Consider the following 16,862-nt stretch of genomic DNA (forward strand, 5'->3'; position numbering starts at 1 on the left):
TTAACGGTTTACTGAATTTAAAAAGCTCGAGTTGTTTTCTAGGTACGAAAAGAACCATTCAACAACAAAGCCAAATTCTGGAATCAAAATAGAATTGCCCCACCAGTGCGTATTGGGTGCACCAGTAAAAGCATCAAGAAAGAAGAGTAACGCGCTCACGACCAACACGCCTCGTAGAGCACCAAAGACAATGCCGAACACACGATCGGTGCCAGATAAACCAGTACGTTGTACAAGCTCACCTAAAATATAGTTTAGTAAACCACCTAACAGTAGCGTCGCAAAGAAGAGTATGGCAATGGCCGCCGCATTTCTTAAAAGGGGTTCAGAAATACTTGTTAGGAAGGAAGCTAAATATTGGTAAAACAAACTAGAGATGATAAATGCGCAAGCCCATACTGCTAATGACATAGCTTCTTTAACAAAGCCGCGTATTAAACCGATGATGGTAGACAGTGCAATGATGCCAAGAATGGCGTAATCAACCCAGATCATATAAACCAATTAGTCGCTATTTTGGGGCGCATTCTATACCCAAACCTCCTAAATATGCAAGTTAAAGCGGGAGATTACCAACAACTATTCAATACAAAAAATTAACATTTAAGTGGCATTTTTAGCGCCCTAAATTAAAAAGGCCTTACTAGGTAAGGCCTTTAAAAATCAGTTTGTGACGGTATATTGCGTTACTTTACCGTTGAGCTTGGTAAGCGCTTTAAGCTCAGGTAGCTTTTTGGTGAGCTCCCCTTTATCAAGTGATGGCCCAACAAATACTTTCGTTAAGGTCCCATTGGGCGTTTTAATTGGCTTAGTAAAGGTTTTAAAGCCTTTAGCTTTAAGCTTTGCCTGCAGGGCTTTAACATTAGCGGCATGAGAAAAGCTACCAAGCTGTATCACGTAGGCCATATCGATGAGGTTTTCATCACTTTTACGCGGCGCAATTGGCTTTGCTTTGACCGGCTCAGGTGCTTTTTTTACCGGCTGTGATTCAGCTTCTTCTTTTGGCTCTATTGTTGCTTCTACTAACTTAGGCTCCGGGGTATATTCACTTTCAGGGCTTGTTAGTTTGTCGTCATCGGCTGCAATATCTTCAATAGAGGCCTCTTTAAGTGGTTCAGCATCCGCTACTTTTTCATCGATAGATTCTTGCAAGTCTATTGTTTTAAACTCAGAGCGTTCTGGTATAGCTTTAAAGCCCTCTTTATAGTGGACCTTTTCGCCATCGAGTATGTTAGGAATAAACACAATTGCTGCGATCACCACAATACTTGTTCCGACCAAACGATTTATAAAACCTGAGTTCACCGACTTTCTCTCTATTTATTAAAGTAGTTTATAGCATCCGCAACAGTAAAAAATGACCCAAATACAATTAACAGCGTATCACTTTGCTGAGCGGGCATAATTACATTAAGCGCATCATGTATACTATCATAGCCTTGATGTGTGCCTTTATGAGGTATAGTTTGCAACGCAATGGCCATATTTTCAACGCTATCACCACGCGGTATATGCAAACTAGCAAGTGACCATTGATCAATTACATGATCAACCTCTTTAAGCACACCTGCTTTATCTTTATCAGCAAGCATAGCGACTAATGCATGAATTTTAAAGCCTTTATCTTTATAGCTGGCAAGCTTAAGTGCTAAATAACGAGCAGACTCTGGGTTGTGTGCAACATCGGTGAACACCAAAGGTGAATGATTAAGTTGCTGAAAGCGCCCTTCAACCACTAAATTAGCCAGGCAATTTTTAATTACTTGTTCACTTGGCAATAAATTTAGTGTGGCTAAAGTACTTAGTGCTGTTGCGGCATTTTGCGCAGGAATAGCGGGTTTATCTAGTGTCAGGTTATGACTTTTGTACTGCCAAGTAAAATGAGTATTTTGCTCGGTAAATAAAAAGTCAGTACCCGATATCACCATATCGGCGCTTATTTCTGCGCCGTAATCGGTCATCGTATGCGGAATATTTAAATCCCCAATAATCGCTGGGGTGTTTTTACGAAATATACCTGCTTTATCATAAGCAACTAATTCACGTGTATCGCCTAAATATTCTTTATGGTCTAAATCTATTGTGGTGATAACACTTGCATAAGGCGTGACAATATTTGTGGCGTCAAAGCGCCCACCTAAACCTACCTCAAGCAGTACATAATCTACTTCAAAGCGCTTAAAAATAGCCAGTGCCCCTAACGTACCGTACTCAAAATACGTAAGTGGTGTGCTACCTCGACCTTGCTCTAGCGTGTTGAAGGCATCAACATGGTATTGATCATCAAGCTCTTTGCCATTTATTCGAACACGTTCGTTATATCGAATTAAATGAGGAGAGGCGTAAGTACCTACGCTGTGACCTTGCGCAAGTAGTAGCGATTCTAAACAGCGCGCAGTCGTGCCTTTGCCGTTTGTGCCGCCAATAAGAATAACTTTGCTGGAAGTGTTTAATAAGCCAATGTTGTTGGCAACAGCGGCGACGCGTTCAAGCCCCATTTCAATATTTGCAGGGTGAACACTCTCTAAATAACAAAGCCAATCATCGAGGCTTGATGATTGGCTAGGAATTGTTTTTGTCATAGCGTGTAATCAGTAAAGCTGAAATTTACGCTACTCTATGCTCTTGTTCAGTAGAAGGCAAGTTCATAAATTTAGCAAGCACACGTGCTAACGTATCACGCATTTCACGGCGGTCAATAATCATATCAATTGCACCGTGCTCTAGTAAAAACTCACTACGTTGAAAACCTTCTGGCAAGGTTTCGCGCACTGTTTGTTCAATTACTCGCGGGCCAGCAAAGCCAATTAGGGCTTTTGGTTCAGCAACGTTAATATCACCTAGCATTGCTAATGAAGCCGATACACCACCCATTGTTGGGTCGGTCATTACCGAAATAAATGGCAAGCCTTTTTCGCTCATTTTAGCAAGGGCTGCACTGGTTTTAGCCATTTGCATAAGCGACATAAGTGCTTCTTGCATACGTGCACCACCTGAAGCTGAAAAACAAACCAGCGGCATATTGTGTTCTAAACACTGATCAACGGCATCAACAAAGCGTGCACCTACAACCGATGCCATTGAGCCACCCATAAATGAGAACTCAAATGCAACTGCCGCTACAGGAATGCCTTTTAAGCGGCCTTTCATAGCTACTAGGGCGTCTTTTTCGCCACTTGATTTTTGTGCAGCGCTAATACGGTCTGAGTATTTTTTAGAATCTTTAAACTTTAGTACGTCTTTAGGCTCATGCTCAGTACCAAGTTCTGTGCGGTCGCCTTCATCTAAAAAGTGCTCTAAGCGTTTACGGCCACTCACACGCATGTGATGGTCACATTTAGGACATACGTTTAAAGATTTTTCTAGCTCAGCTTTATATAAAATTGAATCGCAAGCTGTACATTTAGCCCAAACGCCTTCTGGAATTTCTTTACGACCTGATGACTTAGTCGTTTTAGGTAAGATTTTTTCTAACCAACTCATTTGCAACTCTCTTAATGCTGTTCTGTGTCGCGAGTCTGCTAATAAGTAGCAGACAGATTTTTTCAATTAAAACATGAATTACACAAACACGGTATAAAAAACTGGTCTTAGTAGTTAGATAAACGCTTATAAATTCAACACTAACATTGTGTATCAGGCAAAAATAACGGCCCCAATGGTGTTTTAGGAATATTAAAATGCTCTGGGTAGTCTACATCGACTAAATAAAGACCAGCCGCTTTTGCGGTGGCACTGGCTTTAGCCCGCTCTTTTAAATCTAACAGCTCTTTTAACCATACAGGTTGTTGTTTATGTAGGCCTATATCCATTAAACAGCCGGTAATATTACGCACCATATGATGTAAAAATGCATTCGCTTTAATATCTATAATAACGTAATCGCCTTGGCGCTGTACCGATAAATGATGAATGGTTCTATTTGCAGTATTTGCTTGGCAGTGAAGTGCTCTAAAAGAAGTGAAGTCGTGCTCACCAATTAAGTACTGACACGCTTCTTGCATTTTTGTTTCATCAAGTGGGTGATGAAAATGCGTTACGCCCTCATTCATAACTGCGCCTCTATAAGCATAGTTATAAATAACGTAACGGTAACGTCGAGCCGTTGCACTAAAGCGCGCATGAAAGTCTTCGCTCACTGGGTTTGCAAACCTAATGGCAATATCTTTAGGTAACAGCGTATTCATACCCATGGTAAATGCAACCATTTCACGCGGAGCATCGGTTTCAAAGTGAACAACCTGCCCCGTGCCATGAACACCAGCATCAGTGCGCCCTGCGCAAACAATTTCAACCGGATGATTACAAATGCGCGACAACGCTTTTTCTACTTCTTGTTGTACGCTATTTACATGTGACTGACGTTGCCATCCACTATAACGTGCGCCGTTGTATTCAACCCCAAGTGCTACTCGCATAATTACTGCTTTACCTACTGTGCTAATGAACGAGGCATTTTATGCTATCTCGCGGTGCAATAAAAGCCAGTGTGTTGTGATCCAATAAATACCTACAAAAAAAGCCGCAATAAATACCTTATTGCGGCTTTAATAAAAACTAAAAAGCTACTTTAGTTTTGCTTTCAAACTTAGTGCTTCTTCTTGCACGTCTTCAGGGCCGCTTTCAATTACATCCTCAATCACTTTTAATGCAGAATCAAAGTCATCAATTTCAATGTAAGCTCTAGCTAAATCGAGTTTTGCAGAGTAGCCACCGCTTTCTAAGTCAACATCCGTCGGGTTATCACCCGCAAGTAGCGAATCAAAGTCACTAAGCCCTACATCCATATTAACTTCATCGTACGGTTCGTGTTCAAGCACTGAATCATCGCTTTGCTCTAGTAACGCATCAATATCAACAAAGTCATCAGCATTCGCTTGGGTAGGCTCAGGTGTTGTCTCTTTTGGCTGTTCAGGTTCGTTTACTAAGTCTTCATTTAATAAACTGTCAAAATCAACATCAAACTCACTGCTATCCTCTAAATTTAATGCCTCTGGTTCCTCAAGCTCACTCAGCAATGCGTCAAAGTCGGTCTGAGTTAAGTCAGCCATAAAGTCATCATCGAGCTGCTCATCTGATATCACATCATCATTAGAGCCCTCATCACTTGCTTGAGTTAACTCAGCCTCTAATTCTGAATTGGTCAATTCGTCTTCAAAATCTTCTGATAACGCTTGCTCTAAAATAGCATCATCAAAATCAGCCTCATTATTTAATGAGCTATCTTGTGGCTGTAATGCATCAAGGTTGTCTTCAACTAGCGGTTTATCATCTAATGCTTCATTGCTGTCGAGCAAGTCATCTTCAGATAGCTCTTCGCCTAAAGTACTTTCTTCTGGCAGTAATTCATCAAGGCCACCTTCAACTAATGGCTGCTCATCTAATGCTTCATTGCTGTCGAGCAAGTCATCTTCAGATAGCTCTTCGCCCAAAGTACTTTCTTCTGGCAGTAATTCATCAAAGCCATCTTCAACTAGCGGCTCATCATTTAATGCTTCATTGCTGTCTAGCGAGTCATCATCAGATAGTTCTTCGCCTAAAGTGGTCTCTTCTGGCAGTAATCCATCAAGGTCGTCTTCACTTAAAGGCTGCTCATCTAAAACTTCATTGCTTTCTAGCGAGTCATCTTCCGGTAACTCTTCGCCTAAAGTGCTCTCTTGTGGCAGTAATGCATCAAGGTCGTCTTCAACTAATGGCTCATCGTCAATATCAGACTCTAGATTGTCAACATTATCAGCACTGGCAAGGGCATTTGCTAAATCTTGCTCCGCTTGACTGGGCACCATTCCCGTTGCCTGCCCATCGAGTGCATCGCCCTGTAGCTCTTGTGGGCTAAACGATTGTTGAACATCTAAATCAACCTCTTCGTCACTATCTAGCTCAAGTTCTGGGTATTCATCTAGCTCTTCACTTGGAGTTACTTGCTCTTCTAATAGTGCATTCAGTTCGTTATCTAAATCATCAACGCTTTGCAGTAAATCTTCATTGAAAACACCATCATCTTCTTGTTCACTATTCGATGAATCAAACGCTGATAGTTCATCATCTAGCTCTAACGGTTCATCCAACGAGTTATCTAAAACTGTTGAGTCAGATTCTGTTTCAAGGGCCGGTTCAGCAAAGTCGTTGTCGATAAGTAGTTCATCGTCAAAATCATCTTCTAAGGTATCTAATTCACTTCCTGAAAGCGCATTAGCTAAATCTTGCTCTGCTTGGCTAGGTTCCATTCCTGTCGCTTCGCCATCTAGCTCATCACCTTGAAGCTCCTCAGGGAGAAAATCTTTGTGCTCATCTATATCTAGCACTTCATTGGCATCATCTGAAAAATCGATATCCGCTTCAAGGTTTTCACTATCTAAATTATCAGCTGTCGTTGAATCCTCACCTAAAGGGCGTGTATCAGGCTCTTGTAAATCAAGCGGATCATCACCTAAATCTACCTCAACCTCTTCTACTTCATCGTCTAGATCATCGAATGTCCAATCAGGGCTTTCAACAAAGTCATCTTCTGATGTTTGTTGTAATTCATTAAGTAATTCGTCTACGCTTTTTAACGTATCATCGGTGTATTCATCCTGCGCGTCCTCAGGATCAAGTAAGGAATCTGAGGTATCCGTAAAATCTGCGCCGGAGTTTAAGTCTTCTGTAAACTCTGGCGCGTCTACAAGTTCAGGTTCTTCTACAAGCTCAGGCTCTTCTTCAAGCTCTGGCGCTTCTTCAAGCTCAGGCTCTTCTACAAGTTCAGGCTCTTCTTCAATCACTGGCCCGTCTACAAGCGCTGGCTCTTCTACAAGTTCAGGCTCTTCTTCACGTTCAGGCTCTTCTACAAGTTCAGGCTCTTCTTCAATCACTGGCCCGTCTACAAGCTCTGGCTCTTCTTCAAGCTCTGGCTCTTCTTCAAGCTCTGGCTCGTCTACAAGCTCTGGCTCTTCTTCAAGTTCTGGCTCCATTAATGAAGATGCAATTGATTCAATATCATCTTCATTTAAATCTTCTTGTGCCTCAGCAAGCTCTTCTGCAGAATCGGCCAACGCAGTGTCAATATCTTCTTCTGATAGAGTTTCATCAACTGGCGTTTGCTCGCCAGGCTCATCTGCCGCTTCATCAATTAAGTTATCGATATCATCTAAATCAAATTCATCGTTTTCTTCAACTAGTTCATCTGATGACACTGTACCGGTTGGTTCATCTGCCGCTTCATCAATTAAGCTGTCGATATCGTCTAAATCAAATTCATCGTTTTCTTCAACTAGTTCATCTGATGGCGCTGAATCAGCAGGCTCATCTGCCGCTTCATCAATTAAGCTGTCTATATCGTCTAAATCAAATTCATCGTTTTCTTCAACTAATTCATCTGATGACACTGTACCGGTTGGTTCATCTGCCGCTTCATCAATTAAGCTGTCTATATCGTCTAAATCAAATTCATCGTTTTCTTCAACTAATTCATCTGATAGCGCTGAATCAGCAGGCTCATCTGCCGCTTCATCAATTAAACTGTCTATATCGTCTAAATCAAATTCATCGTTTTCTTCAACTAGCTCATCTGCTGGCGCTGAATCACTTGACTCATCTGCCGCTTCATCAATTAAACTGTCGATATCGTCTAAATCAAATTCATCGTTTTCTTCAACTAATTCATCTGCTGGCGCTGAATCCACAGGCGTATCTGCCGCTTCATCAATTAAACTGTCGATATCGTCTAAATCAAATTCATCGTTTTCTTCAACTAGCTCATCTGCTGGCGCTGAATCACTTGGTTCATCTGCCGCTTCATCAATTAAGCTGTCTATATCGTCTAAATCAAATTCATCGTTTTCTTCAACTAGCTCATCTGCTGGCGCTGAATCACTTGACTCATCTGCCGCTTCATCAATTAGGCTGTCGATATCGTCTAAATCAAATTCATCGTTTTCTTCAACTAATTCATCTGCTGGCGCTGAATCCACAGGCGTATCTGCCGCTTCACCAATGAGGCTGTCGATATCATCTAAGTCAAAGTCATCACTTTTACTTGTGTCAGAGCTTGATTGTTGATCTAGTAAGTCATCAATATCAAAGTCATCATCTTCTTCAGCTAGCTCCTCACTGAGCGCAGCCATCTCATCGTTGGTCTCTAGGCTGTCATCAGCTGTGGCTTGTTCTACTTCAGGTAAGTCAATCTCAGGAAGGCTATCGTCTTCATCAAACAAGTCATCTAAGTCATCGCTACTTAGAATATCATCGGTACTTTGTGGCTCATCTAAATCAAGGTCAATTTCATCATCTTGCTTTTCATCTACAGGCTTATCAAAATCCTGCTGCATGAAAATATCTAACTCGTCACCCTCGCCGCCTTCATCATCAAAAACGATGTCGTCACTTAATAGGCTTTCAAGCTCATCTTGATCGAGTAAGTTTTCTGAATCACCAAAGTCATCATCTAGTGCATCGTCAAGGGAGTCATCAAATGCAATATCATCATCTGGCAACATGTCGTTGCTGTGATTGTCATCCAGTTGAATATCTAAATCATCAAGTGGGTCGGGTATAATTGGATCGTCAAGCGTATCTGAGCTTTGTGGCACGTCATCGGTAAAACTTGGCGCTTGTGGCAAAAAATCATCATCGTCCTGCGATTCATCTTCTTTATTGGCGCGCTTACGTAAAAACATTACCACAGCAAAAATAATTAATAATGCCGGAATGGTCATTAATAATATGAGTACCAGAGGGTTTGACATTAAAGCGCCTAAATCAAAAGGCTCTTCTTTTGGTATTTCTTTTGCTTTTTGTTGAGCAATAATTTCGTTTTGCTTATCTATTAGCTCTTTTAATTGCTTTTGAATTTCACTGTCTTGCCCTAATTGTTGTTTTACATTTTCAAGCTCTTGAGAAATTCCCGAAAGTTGTTTTTTAAGGTTGTTATTTTCAACAAGTATTTCTTCAACATTATTAACCGAGCTTTTAAATTGTTGCTCAAGCGCTACAAGTTTATTGCCTTGGTCAGTTTTTATTTCGTTTAATTCTTTTTGGATTTCTTTTTTTGCATCATCAACGTCTGCTTTTCGAGCTTGTGTAACCTTCGTTTGTGCTGCGTTAATTTCACTTGTTGTAAGCGTACCGTTTTTCTTTTTTTCCCATAGTGCATCGTCTTGTTCAGAGCGTTGTTTTGCAAGTTGCGGACTAACGCGTCTAATTTCAGCTAAGGTTGGTATTTTTAAATAAGCACCACTTTGCATGTGGTTAAGGTTTTGCTCTAAAAAAGAGTTGGGGTTTTTGTTATACAAGGCCTGCATAACTTGGTAAATACTAACGGAGTTGTCAGGGCGCACTTTTGCAGCAATACGCCATAACGTATCGGTTGGCTTTATCGGCCCAATAGATCGCCCTTGCGCACCATAGTCAGCGCCTTTTGGCCCCTTTAATTGGGTGCTGTCTTGAGAGTAAATTGGAGTTACTACCAATGCAGACGCTAATATAATAAGTGAAGCTAAACCGCGCATGCTGATCCTTTAATGTGTAAATGTTAAATACGTGGCCCATAACTTAGCCGCTCAACATTAATTATTCTTGCCGTAATCAGCCAAATAGCTGACCTACATTTGTTATTACAATCTATTTTTATTGCAAGCTCTATTCCAGTTACAAACTATAAACCAGTTGCGGCCTAATATCCATTGCAACGCCTTGAAAATAAATACCTTAAAACTTTATTCGTAATACTATTTTATTGAGATAGATCAAGGTGTTTAGTTTACTTGCTAAGCTAAGCGGCAATAAATTGGCATCCCTAAAAACAAAAGCGGCAAACTCTTAAAGTTTGCCGCTTAATTAAGCGTGTTTATTAACTGCTAAAATTAAAGGTAATTAGCTATTAATTCCTCAGCTATTTGTACGCTATTTGTTGCAGCACCTTTGCGGGTATTGTCACTCACAACCCACATATTTAAGCCATGCGGATGTGAAATATCAGCACGAAGGCGGCCAACATACACAGTATCGTTACCACTGGCATCCGATACAGCGGTAGGGTAATCCCCTTCGTCTTCAATAAGCTCTACACCTGGTGCATCGTTTAGTAATTGTTTTACGTGTTCAAAATCGTATGGCATACGAGTTTCAATGTTAATTGACTCTGAGTGGCCAAAAAATACAGGTACACGCACACATGTTGGGTTAACCGCAATGGTAGTATCGCCCAAAATTTTATGTGTTTCGTTTACCATCTTCATTTCTTCGCGGGTATAGCCGTTATCTTCAAAGGTATCGATTTGCGGAATAACATTAAACGCTATTTGCTTAGGAAAAATCTCGTTTTCCATTGGGCGTGCATTCATTAAATTAGCAGTTTGTTTTGCCAGCTCGTCTACAGCTTGCTTACCTGCGCCCGATACAGCTTGATAAGTAGATACATTAATACGGTCAATACCGTAAGCGTCGTAAATCGGTTTAAGCGCTAGCATCATTTGTATTGTAGAGCAGTTAGGGTTAGCAATAATGTTGCGGTTTCTAAAATCCGCTAGGCTTGATGCATTTACTTCAGGCACTACCAGCGGTACTTCAAAATCGTTTCTAAAGTGTGATGTATTATCAATTACAACACAGCCAGCATCGGCAGCAATTGGTGCGTACTTTTGTGAAACACTGCCACCTGCCGAAAACAAACCAATATGCGCTTGGCTAAAGTCAAAGCCTTCAACGTCTTGTACTTCAATTACTTCACCACGAAACTTTATGTCTTCACCCGCGCTGCGGCTGCTTGCCAGTAAAAAAAGTTGATCAACTGGGAACTTACGATCTTCTAATGTTTCAATGATCTGACGACCAACTAAACCTGTGGCGCCAAGTACGGCAACGTTATATTTTTGCGACATATTTTATCCTCTTTAAGCACTGTTAAAACAACACTGCTAGTTAAATTAGTTTGCGGTATTAAAGCCAAGCTGAGCTAATGAGTTTAATTGCTCTTTGCTGCCATGCACTTTTAAAGTGCTAAACTCGCGTCTTACAGGATAGTTTTTACGTAAACTATCAAAACCGTCATTAGCTAAATTACGTAGTAAAATGCCATCATCTCGTCGTACGTCATAAATTAAATGAACTAAACGGGCAATATCGGCTTCAGTAAAACTAGGCTCAAGTGTTATTGAAGTAATAGCGGGTGTAGGTAAAAAATCAGCCAAAGACTTTTCACCCGTTACCTCTTTTAAGTTGCATAAAGCGTGGTACAACATTTGAGTACCTCGCGCTTTACCCTCAAGGGTATGCCCTGCAATATGCACGCTTGCATAACGAACATGATCAAGTAACGACGTTAAAATATTAGGCTCGTTTTCCCATACATCGAGCACTAAGTCTAAATCGGCCCCTTGCTCCATTAAGGTCAATAAAGCCTGGTTATTTATTACTTCACCACGGCTAGCATTAATAACGGTTAAACCCGGTTTTAGCGCACTTAGTCGCTTTTCATCCATTAGGTGCAGTGTTTTATGCTCGCCAGATTTAATAAGTGGCACATGAAAACTCACTGCATCAACACGCTCAAGTAGCTCATCTAGCGCTACATGTTCTGCTAATAAGCCTTGCTCATGTTTAATTGGGTCACATAATAAAACATCAACATTAAGCGCTTTAAGTTTTTTAGCTAAGCAGCTGCCAATATTACCAACCCCAACAATGCCTATTGTTTGCCCACTAAGTGGCTTAGCGTTCTCTTGGCTTAATGCAAATAAGCTACTTATTACATACTCTGCAACGGCTATAGCGTTACAGCCTGGCGCACTACTAAAAGCAATGCCTTTGTTTTCAAGTAGCTGTGTATCAATGTGATCGACACCAATAGTGGCCGTGCCTACAAAACTTAATTTGTTAGCCTGCGCAAGCAAGCTACTATTTACTTTAGTCACTGAACGCGTAAGTAGCACATCTACATCTACTAGCTCTTGAGGCGATAAATTTCGACCATCAAAGCGTGTTACCTCACCAAAGTCTGCAAAATACTGCTCAACTAAAGGCATGTTTTGATCGGCAAGAATCTTCATTGGGGAGTCCGTATGACAAAATGAGGCGCTATTGTAACGAACAACTTAGTCTTTACACAAACTAAAAAGCCGAGCAATGCTCGGCTTTTTAACTATAAAGAGAAAACAAATTAATCTTTATACTTACTCATAACTAATGTGGCGTTAGTGCCACCAAAACCAAAGCTATTAGACATAACAGTATTTAGCTTTGCGTCACGGCGCTCAGTTACAATATTAAGGCCTTGTGCTTGTTCATCTAGCTCATCAACATTAATTGATGGCGCTACAAAATCGTTTTCCATCATTAAAATAGAAAAAATTGCTTCATGAACACCCGCAGCACCTAACGCATGACCTGTTAATGATTTAGTCGCGCTAATTAGCGGCGAATTACCACCAAACACTTCTTGAATTGCGCCTAGCTCTTTAACATCACCTACTGGCGTAGATGTACCGTGGGTGTTTAAATAATCAATTGGCGCATCAACACCTTGCATTGCTTGGCGCATACAACGAACCGCACCTTCACCTGACGGCGCTACCATGTCGTAGCCATCAGATGTTGCACCATAACCAACTATTTCAGCGTAAATATGTGCGCCACGAGCAAGTGCATGCTCAAGTTCTTCAACAACAACAATACCGCCACCAGCAGAAATAACAAAACCGTCACGGTTAGCATCGTAAGTGCGCGAGGCTTTTTCTGGTGTTTCGTTATATTTAGTAGAAAGTGCGCCCATTGCGTCAAATTCCATGGCCAGTGTCCAGTGTAGTTCTTCACCGCCACCAGCAAAAATAACATCTTGTTTGCCAAGTTGAATTTGTTCAACAGCATGGCCAATACAATGTGCAGACGTTGCACATGCAGAGCTAATTGAATAGTTAACACCTTTAATTTTAAACGGTGTTGCTAAACACGCCGATGTTGTGCTCGCCATAGTACGCGGTACCATGTATGGACCTACACGCTTTACGCCTTTTTCGCGTAAAATGTCAGCAGCCTCTACTTGCCACTTTGAAGAACCGCCACCAGAGCCTACTAATAAACCTGTGCGCTCATTAGATACTTGCTCTTCAGATAAACCGGCATCTTCAATCGCTTGCTTCATAGAAATATAAGAATAAGCAGCAGCATCACCCATAAAGCGCATTGCTTTACGGTCTACGTGTTCTTTGACGTCAATATCAATTTTGCCAGAAACATTACTACGTAAGTTGTAATCTGCAAATTCTTGGTTAAAAGCGATACCACTTTTACCCGCTTTTAATGATTCTAATACTTCTTCTTTATTATTACCGATGCTTGATACAACACCGATACCCGTAATTACGGCTCTTCTCATGGGTAATTCCCTTAGCTTGATACTAAATTACTGTTTATTTTACGCTGTTTTTACTCACTAAGTGGTCAGCTTTCTAGCGTACACCTGTACTCTGAATTTATTAGCTTATAAATAACGCCAGACTATTTCAAAGAAAACCCGTAAAATAATTAAAAAATACTGTCTAAAAATTTAAAAAAGTCATGATCAAAAACGCCCAAATACACTTTAATGAAGTAGGCACGCCCGTAGCCGATAACTTTGACGATGTTTATTTTTCAAATGATGACGGCCTCGCTGAATCTCACTATGTGTTTTACCAACAAAACAATATACAGGCGCGGTTACAAAATCATGACCAAGCACATTTTGTTATAGCCGAAACCGGTTTTGGCACGGGCTTAAATTTTTTAAATGCGTGGCAACACTTTAATGACCACATTGGCAGTCAACAAGTTCAAAATCAAGTCGCTAAATCAGTAAAGCGCTTGCATTTTATTTCATTTGAAAAATACCCACTAAGCGCAAACGACTTAGCAAAAGCATTACGTGCATGGCCTACATTAAAAAACTTAAGCAAAGAGCTTGTTAGTTCCTACCCTATTAATTTAGCTGGCTGTCACCGGGTAGAGTTTAATAATGGGCAAGTTATTCTCGATTTATACTTTGGCGATGTACTTGAGTCTATCAACACCATGAGCTACCCGCAGTCGGGAGTGGTAGATGCGTGGTTTTTAGATGGTTTTGCACCGAGCAAAAACCCAGATATGTGGCAACAAAGTGTGTTTAATGCCATGGTAGATATTTCGCGCAAACACGCAACACTTGCGACATTTACCGCCGCAGGCTTTGTAAGGCGTGGTTTAATCGCTGCAGGCTTTAATATGCAAAAAGCCAAAGGCTTTGGCCGCAAACGAGAAATGCTTATAGGGCAACTTGGTTCAGCAAATAGCGCACACTCATCACCCCCGTATTTTGAACAAAGTACAAGTGAACTTACCCATGTGGCGGTAATTGGCGGCGGCATTGCAAGCAGCTGTATTTTACAAAGCTTAGCAAAACGCGGTATTTCAACTACCTTATTTTGCCAGGACGAAAAGCCTGCCATGGGCGCATCGCATAATATACAAGGCGCTGTATATCCGCACTTACAAGCTAAAAACTCACCGCACAGCGAACTATTTGCACACAGTTTTTTATACGCAAAACGCACCTACGAACAACTATTAAATAATGGATTTAGTTTTGATCATGATTGGTGCGGTGTTTTACAGCACGCAGTAAAAAAGCCATTAGCAGATAAACACCAAAACCTTGAGCAAAAGCAGCTTTGGCCAGAGCAGTTAATGCGCAATGTGACAGCCTCACAAGGTGATAAATTAGCAGGTGTAGAAACAGGTTATTCAGGCGTATTTTTTGAACAAGGTGGCTGGGTAAACCCGCCACAATTAGTAGAGGCAATGTTAAAAGCAGCCGACTCTGTTAACCCATTTACTCACCATTTTAATTGCCGCATTGAACAGCTCAATAAAACAGTAGATGGCTGGTACTTAATCGCTAATAATACACAGTACGGACCTTTTAGTGATGTAATTGTGTGTGCCGGCGAGCACAGCGATGCATTTGAGCAAACTAAGGCACTCCCTATCGTTGGAGTACGAGGGCAAGTATCCCATATTCAAGCAAGCGAGCAGTCAAAACAGTTAAAAACGGTGCTGTGCCATAAAGGTTACTTTACCCCAGCTTATTTAGAGCAGCATTGTATGGGCGCGACATTTGAAAAAAACACCAAAAGCCGCACTGTAACTGAAAAAGACAACCAACTTAATCATCAGCAACTACTTAGCTTTTATCAACAAAGTGAGTTTGCCACTACACTTGGCAGTATACACTCCGCTAAAGCCGCCGTGCGCTGTACATTTATAGATCACCTCCCTATGGCTGGCCAATGGTGTGAGCAAAGCGACTACACCACCGCATTTGCCAACTTGCGTTTGGGCAAGCGTTATCAATACACACCACTAAATAAGCCACAACAAGGGCTGCACATATTTACCGGTTTTGGCGCTCGGGCTTTATGTAGCGCCCCTTTGCTAAGTGAGCACTTTATAAGTACTTTAAATAACGAGCCACGCCCTTTAAGCGAGCGTGTAAGCCAAGCTATTCACCCTGCACGATTTATAGTTAGGGACTTAATACGCAATAAAATTTAAATGACAACATAATATTTTCCCGTAAAATAAAGCATGAAAAAGGAATTTATATATTTTAAAAGGATGAAAATGAAAGCTTTAATCTGTGTAATAGCATTTTTGTGCTTAATACCCCTAAACGTATTGAGCCAAACCGTTACCGAAGTTCCGCTGCCAGAAGAATTTATTACAACCATGGATGTAACTGGCGAGTATCCATTGGTACGTACTGGGTATTTGGCCTCTTCTATTGCTGCTATCTCAACGTTTTATCAGCAAACACTGGGAGAGCCAATCAAAACTACTGGCGGTAACACCTACCAAACCCTCTATTACGATTATCAAAATCATAAAGTGCGCATTAGTCTGTACCATCATAACTTTGTTACCGAAGTCAGTATTATGGTTGAATAAAACACCAAATAACTTCATATTTTAATGCCCAGTTCAGGCTCTTATTTTATTTGTAATTAATTTACTTTTTTCAAGACAAATTAATTACTTTACCCTTTAAAACTCTATGAGTACCCCAAGGTCTATTTGTACACACCCTTTACACTAAATTGAGAAGGAATTGATTATGAGTAAGACTTTAATTATTGGCGCAAGTGGTCAAATTGGTAAAATGGCTACCGAACTACTTTTAAAAAACGAGCAAAGCGTTGTTGCACTTGTCAGAGACAAAAGCAAACTAAGCGATTTAGATAGCTCTTTTTTAAGCATTGTTGAACAGGACTTAGAAGGTGACTTTTCACATGCGGTTAATGGCTGCGACCAAGTGATTTTTGCTGCGGGGTCAGGTGGTAGTACAGGCACAGACAAAACAGTACTTATTGATCTATGGGCTGCAACAAAAGCAGCAACATACGCCAAAGAGCACGGCGTTAAGCACTTTATTATGGTTAGTTCAATTGGCGCCGATGATCCCGATTCGATTGAAAGTGATTTAAAACCATACCTAGTTGCAAAACATATGGCAGATGAGCACCTCATAAATAGTGGGTTAAACTACACTATTGTTCGCCCGGGCACATTAACCGACGAAAGTGCTTCATTAAAAGTAACAACAGAGCGTCCAACCGACCGTTCAAATGCAAAAATTAGCCGTGAGAATGTAGCTAACGCACTATTACACATTTCCACTAACGCATTTAATGGTAATCGCATTTTTGAGCTATTTGATGGTGAAACCCCAATTAAAGCCGCTGTTAAATAATTTACTTTGCCCCTTATAAACGTGTTTGTAAGGGGCATTATTCAACCTGTACAACGACTACCCCACACTCTGCAAATTTAACGCAACCACCCTAAAGCATGTAAACAAAAAGTATATATTCTAAACC

At 40.9% G+C, this 16,862-nt stretch carries 12 protein-coding genes; 3 read left to right on the top strand and 9 right to left on the bottom strand.

Going from position 1 to position 16,862, the window contains the following annotated elements:
- From PESP_RS11925 to fabB, 9 genes are all read right to left on the bottom strand, one after another.
- The gene (locus tag PESP_RS11925; RefSeq protein ID WP_004586885.1) at positions 1-495 is read right to left on the bottom strand and encodes a CvpA family protein; all 495 of its coding nucleotides are present in this window, start codon (positions 493-495) and stop codon (positions 1-3) included.
- Positions 496-663: 168 nt separating this feature from the next.
- Positions 664-1,305, bottom strand: a complete 642-nt coding sequence (locus tag PESP_RS11930) for an SPOR domain-containing protein (protein ID WP_089348202.1) — start codon at positions 1,303-1,305, stop codon at positions 664-666.
- Positions 1,306-1,316: 11 nt separating this feature from the next.
- On the bottom strand, positions 1,317-2,582 hold the full coding sequence (gene folC / locus PESP_RS11935; RefSeq protein ID WP_089348203.1) for a bifunctional tetrahydrofolate synthase/dihydrofolate synthase: 1,266 nt from the start codon (positions 2,580-2,582) through the stop codon (positions 1,317-1,319).
- A gap of 25 nt (positions 2,583-2,607) precedes the next feature.
- Positions 2,608-3,483, bottom strand: a complete 876-nt coding sequence (accD, locus tag PESP_RS11940; RefSeq protein WP_024032247.1) for an acetyl-CoA carboxylase, carboxyltransferase subunit beta — start codon at positions 3,481-3,483, stop codon at positions 2,608-2,610.
- A 140-nt stretch (positions 3,484-3,623) separates the two neighbouring features.
- Positions 3,624-4,418 carry a tRNA pseudouridine(38-40) synthase TruA gene (gene truA / locus PESP_RS11945; RefSeq protein WP_089348204.1) on the bottom strand — a complete coding sequence of 265 codons (795 nt, stop codon included), beginning with the start codon at positions 4,416-4,418 and terminating at the stop codon, positions 3,624-3,626.
- Positions 4,419-4,565: 147 nt separating this feature from the next.
- Complete coding sequence (locus PESP_RS11950) at positions 4,566-9,485, bottom strand: FimV/HubP family polar landmark protein (protein WP_089348205.1); 4,920 nt, start codon at positions 9,483-9,485, stop codon at positions 4,566-4,568.
- Positions 9,486-9,839: 354 nt separating this feature from the next.
- Complete coding sequence (locus tag PESP_RS11955; RefSeq protein WP_089348206.1) at positions 9,840-10,856, bottom strand: aspartate-semialdehyde dehydrogenase; 1,017 nt, start codon at positions 10,854-10,856, stop codon at positions 9,840-9,842.
- Between the two features lie 45 nt (positions 10,857-10,901).
- Positions 10,902-12,023, bottom strand: coding sequence for a 4-phosphoerythronate dehydrogenase (locus PESP_RS11960; protein WP_089348207.1), 1,122 nt, complete (start codon positions 12,021-12,023; stop codon positions 10,902-10,904).
- Positions 12,024-12,133: 110 nt separating this feature from the next.
- Positions 12,134-13,348 carry a beta-ketoacyl-ACP synthase I gene (gene fabB, locus PESP_RS11965; protein ID WP_089348208.1) on the bottom strand — a complete coding sequence of 405 codons (1,215 nt, stop codon included), beginning with the start codon at positions 13,346-13,348 and terminating at the stop codon, positions 12,134-12,136.
- Positions 13,349-13,530: 182 nt separating this feature from the next.
- On the opposite strand from fabB, the gene mnmC reads away from it, so the two are divergent.
- The 3 genes from mnmC (at position 13,531) to PESP_RS11980 (ending at position 16,735) form a co-directional block, all read left to right on the top strand.
- Positions 13,531-15,540 (top strand): bifunctional tRNA (5-methylaminomethyl-2-thiouridine)(34)-methyltransferase MnmC2/FAD-dependent 5-carboxymethylaminomethyl-2-thiouridine(34) oxidoreductase MnmC1, encoded by a 2,010-nt coding sequence (mnmC, locus tag PESP_RS11970; protein WP_089348209.1) that lies wholly within the window; start codon positions 13,531-13,533, stop codon positions 15,538-15,540.
- A gap of 69 nt (positions 15,541-15,609) precedes the next feature.
- Positions 15,610-15,933 carry a hypothetical protein gene (locus PESP_RS11975; protein WP_089348210.1) on the top strand — a complete coding sequence of 108 codons (324 nt, stop codon included), beginning with the start codon at positions 15,610-15,612 and terminating at the stop codon, positions 15,931-15,933.
- Between the two features lie 166 nt (positions 15,934-16,099).
- Positions 16,100-16,735 (top strand): SDR family oxidoreductase, encoded by a 636-nt coding sequence (locus tag PESP_RS11980; RefSeq protein WP_089348211.1) that lies wholly within the window; start codon positions 16,100-16,102, stop codon positions 16,733-16,735.
- Positions 16,736-16,862 lie beyond the last annotated feature (127 nt).

It is taken from the genome of Pseudoalteromonas espejiana DSM 9414 (assembly GCF_002221525.1).
GTDB classification, from domain to species: domain Bacteria; phylum Pseudomonadota; class Gammaproteobacteria; order Enterobacterales; family Alteromonadaceae; genus Pseudoalteromonas; species Pseudoalteromonas espejiana.

Excerpts from the sequence above, each read along its gene's own strand:
- PESP_RS11960 (WP_089348207.1), bottom strand. The coding sequence starts at position 12,023 with ATGAAGATTCTTGCCGATCAAAACATGCCTTTAGTTGAGCAGTATTTT.
- fabB (WP_089348208.1), bottom strand. The coding sequence starts at position 13,348 with ATGAGAAGAGCCGTAATTACGGGTATCGGTGTTGTATCAAGCATCGGT.
- PESP_RS11980 (WP_089348211.1), top strand. The coding sequence starts at position 16,100 with ATGAGTAAGACTTTAATTATTGGCGCAAGTGGTCAAATTGGTAAAATG.
- PESP_RS11950 (WP_089348205.1), bottom strand. The coding sequence starts at position 9,485 with ATGCGCGGTTTAGCTTCACTTATTATATTAGCGTCTGCATTGGTAGTA.
- truA (WP_089348204.1), bottom strand. The coding sequence starts at position 4,418 with ATGCGAGTAGCACTTGGGGTTGAATACAACGGCGCACGTTATAGTGGA.
- PESP_RS11955 (WP_089348206.1), bottom strand. The coding sequence starts at position 10,856 with ATGTCGCAAAAATATAACGTTGCCGTACTTGGCGCCACAGGTTTAGTT.
- folC (WP_089348203.1), bottom strand. The coding sequence starts at position 2,582 with ATGACAAAAACAATTCCTAGCCAATCATCAAGCCTCGATGATTGGCTT.
- PESP_RS11975 (WP_089348210.1), top strand. The coding sequence starts at position 15,610 with ATGAAAGCTTTAATCTGTGTAATAGCATTTTTGTGCTTAATACCCCTA.
- mnmC (WP_089348209.1), top strand. The coding sequence starts at position 13,531 with ATGATCAAAAACGCCCAAATACACTTTAATGAAGTAGGCACGCCCGTA.
- PESP_RS11925 (WP_004586885.1), bottom strand. The coding sequence starts at position 495 with ATGATCTGGGTTGATTACGCCATTCTTGGCATCATTGCACTGTCTACC.
- accD (WP_024032247.1), bottom strand. The coding sequence starts at position 3,483 with ATGAGTTGGTTAGAAAAAATCTTACCTAAAACGACTAAGTCATCAGGT.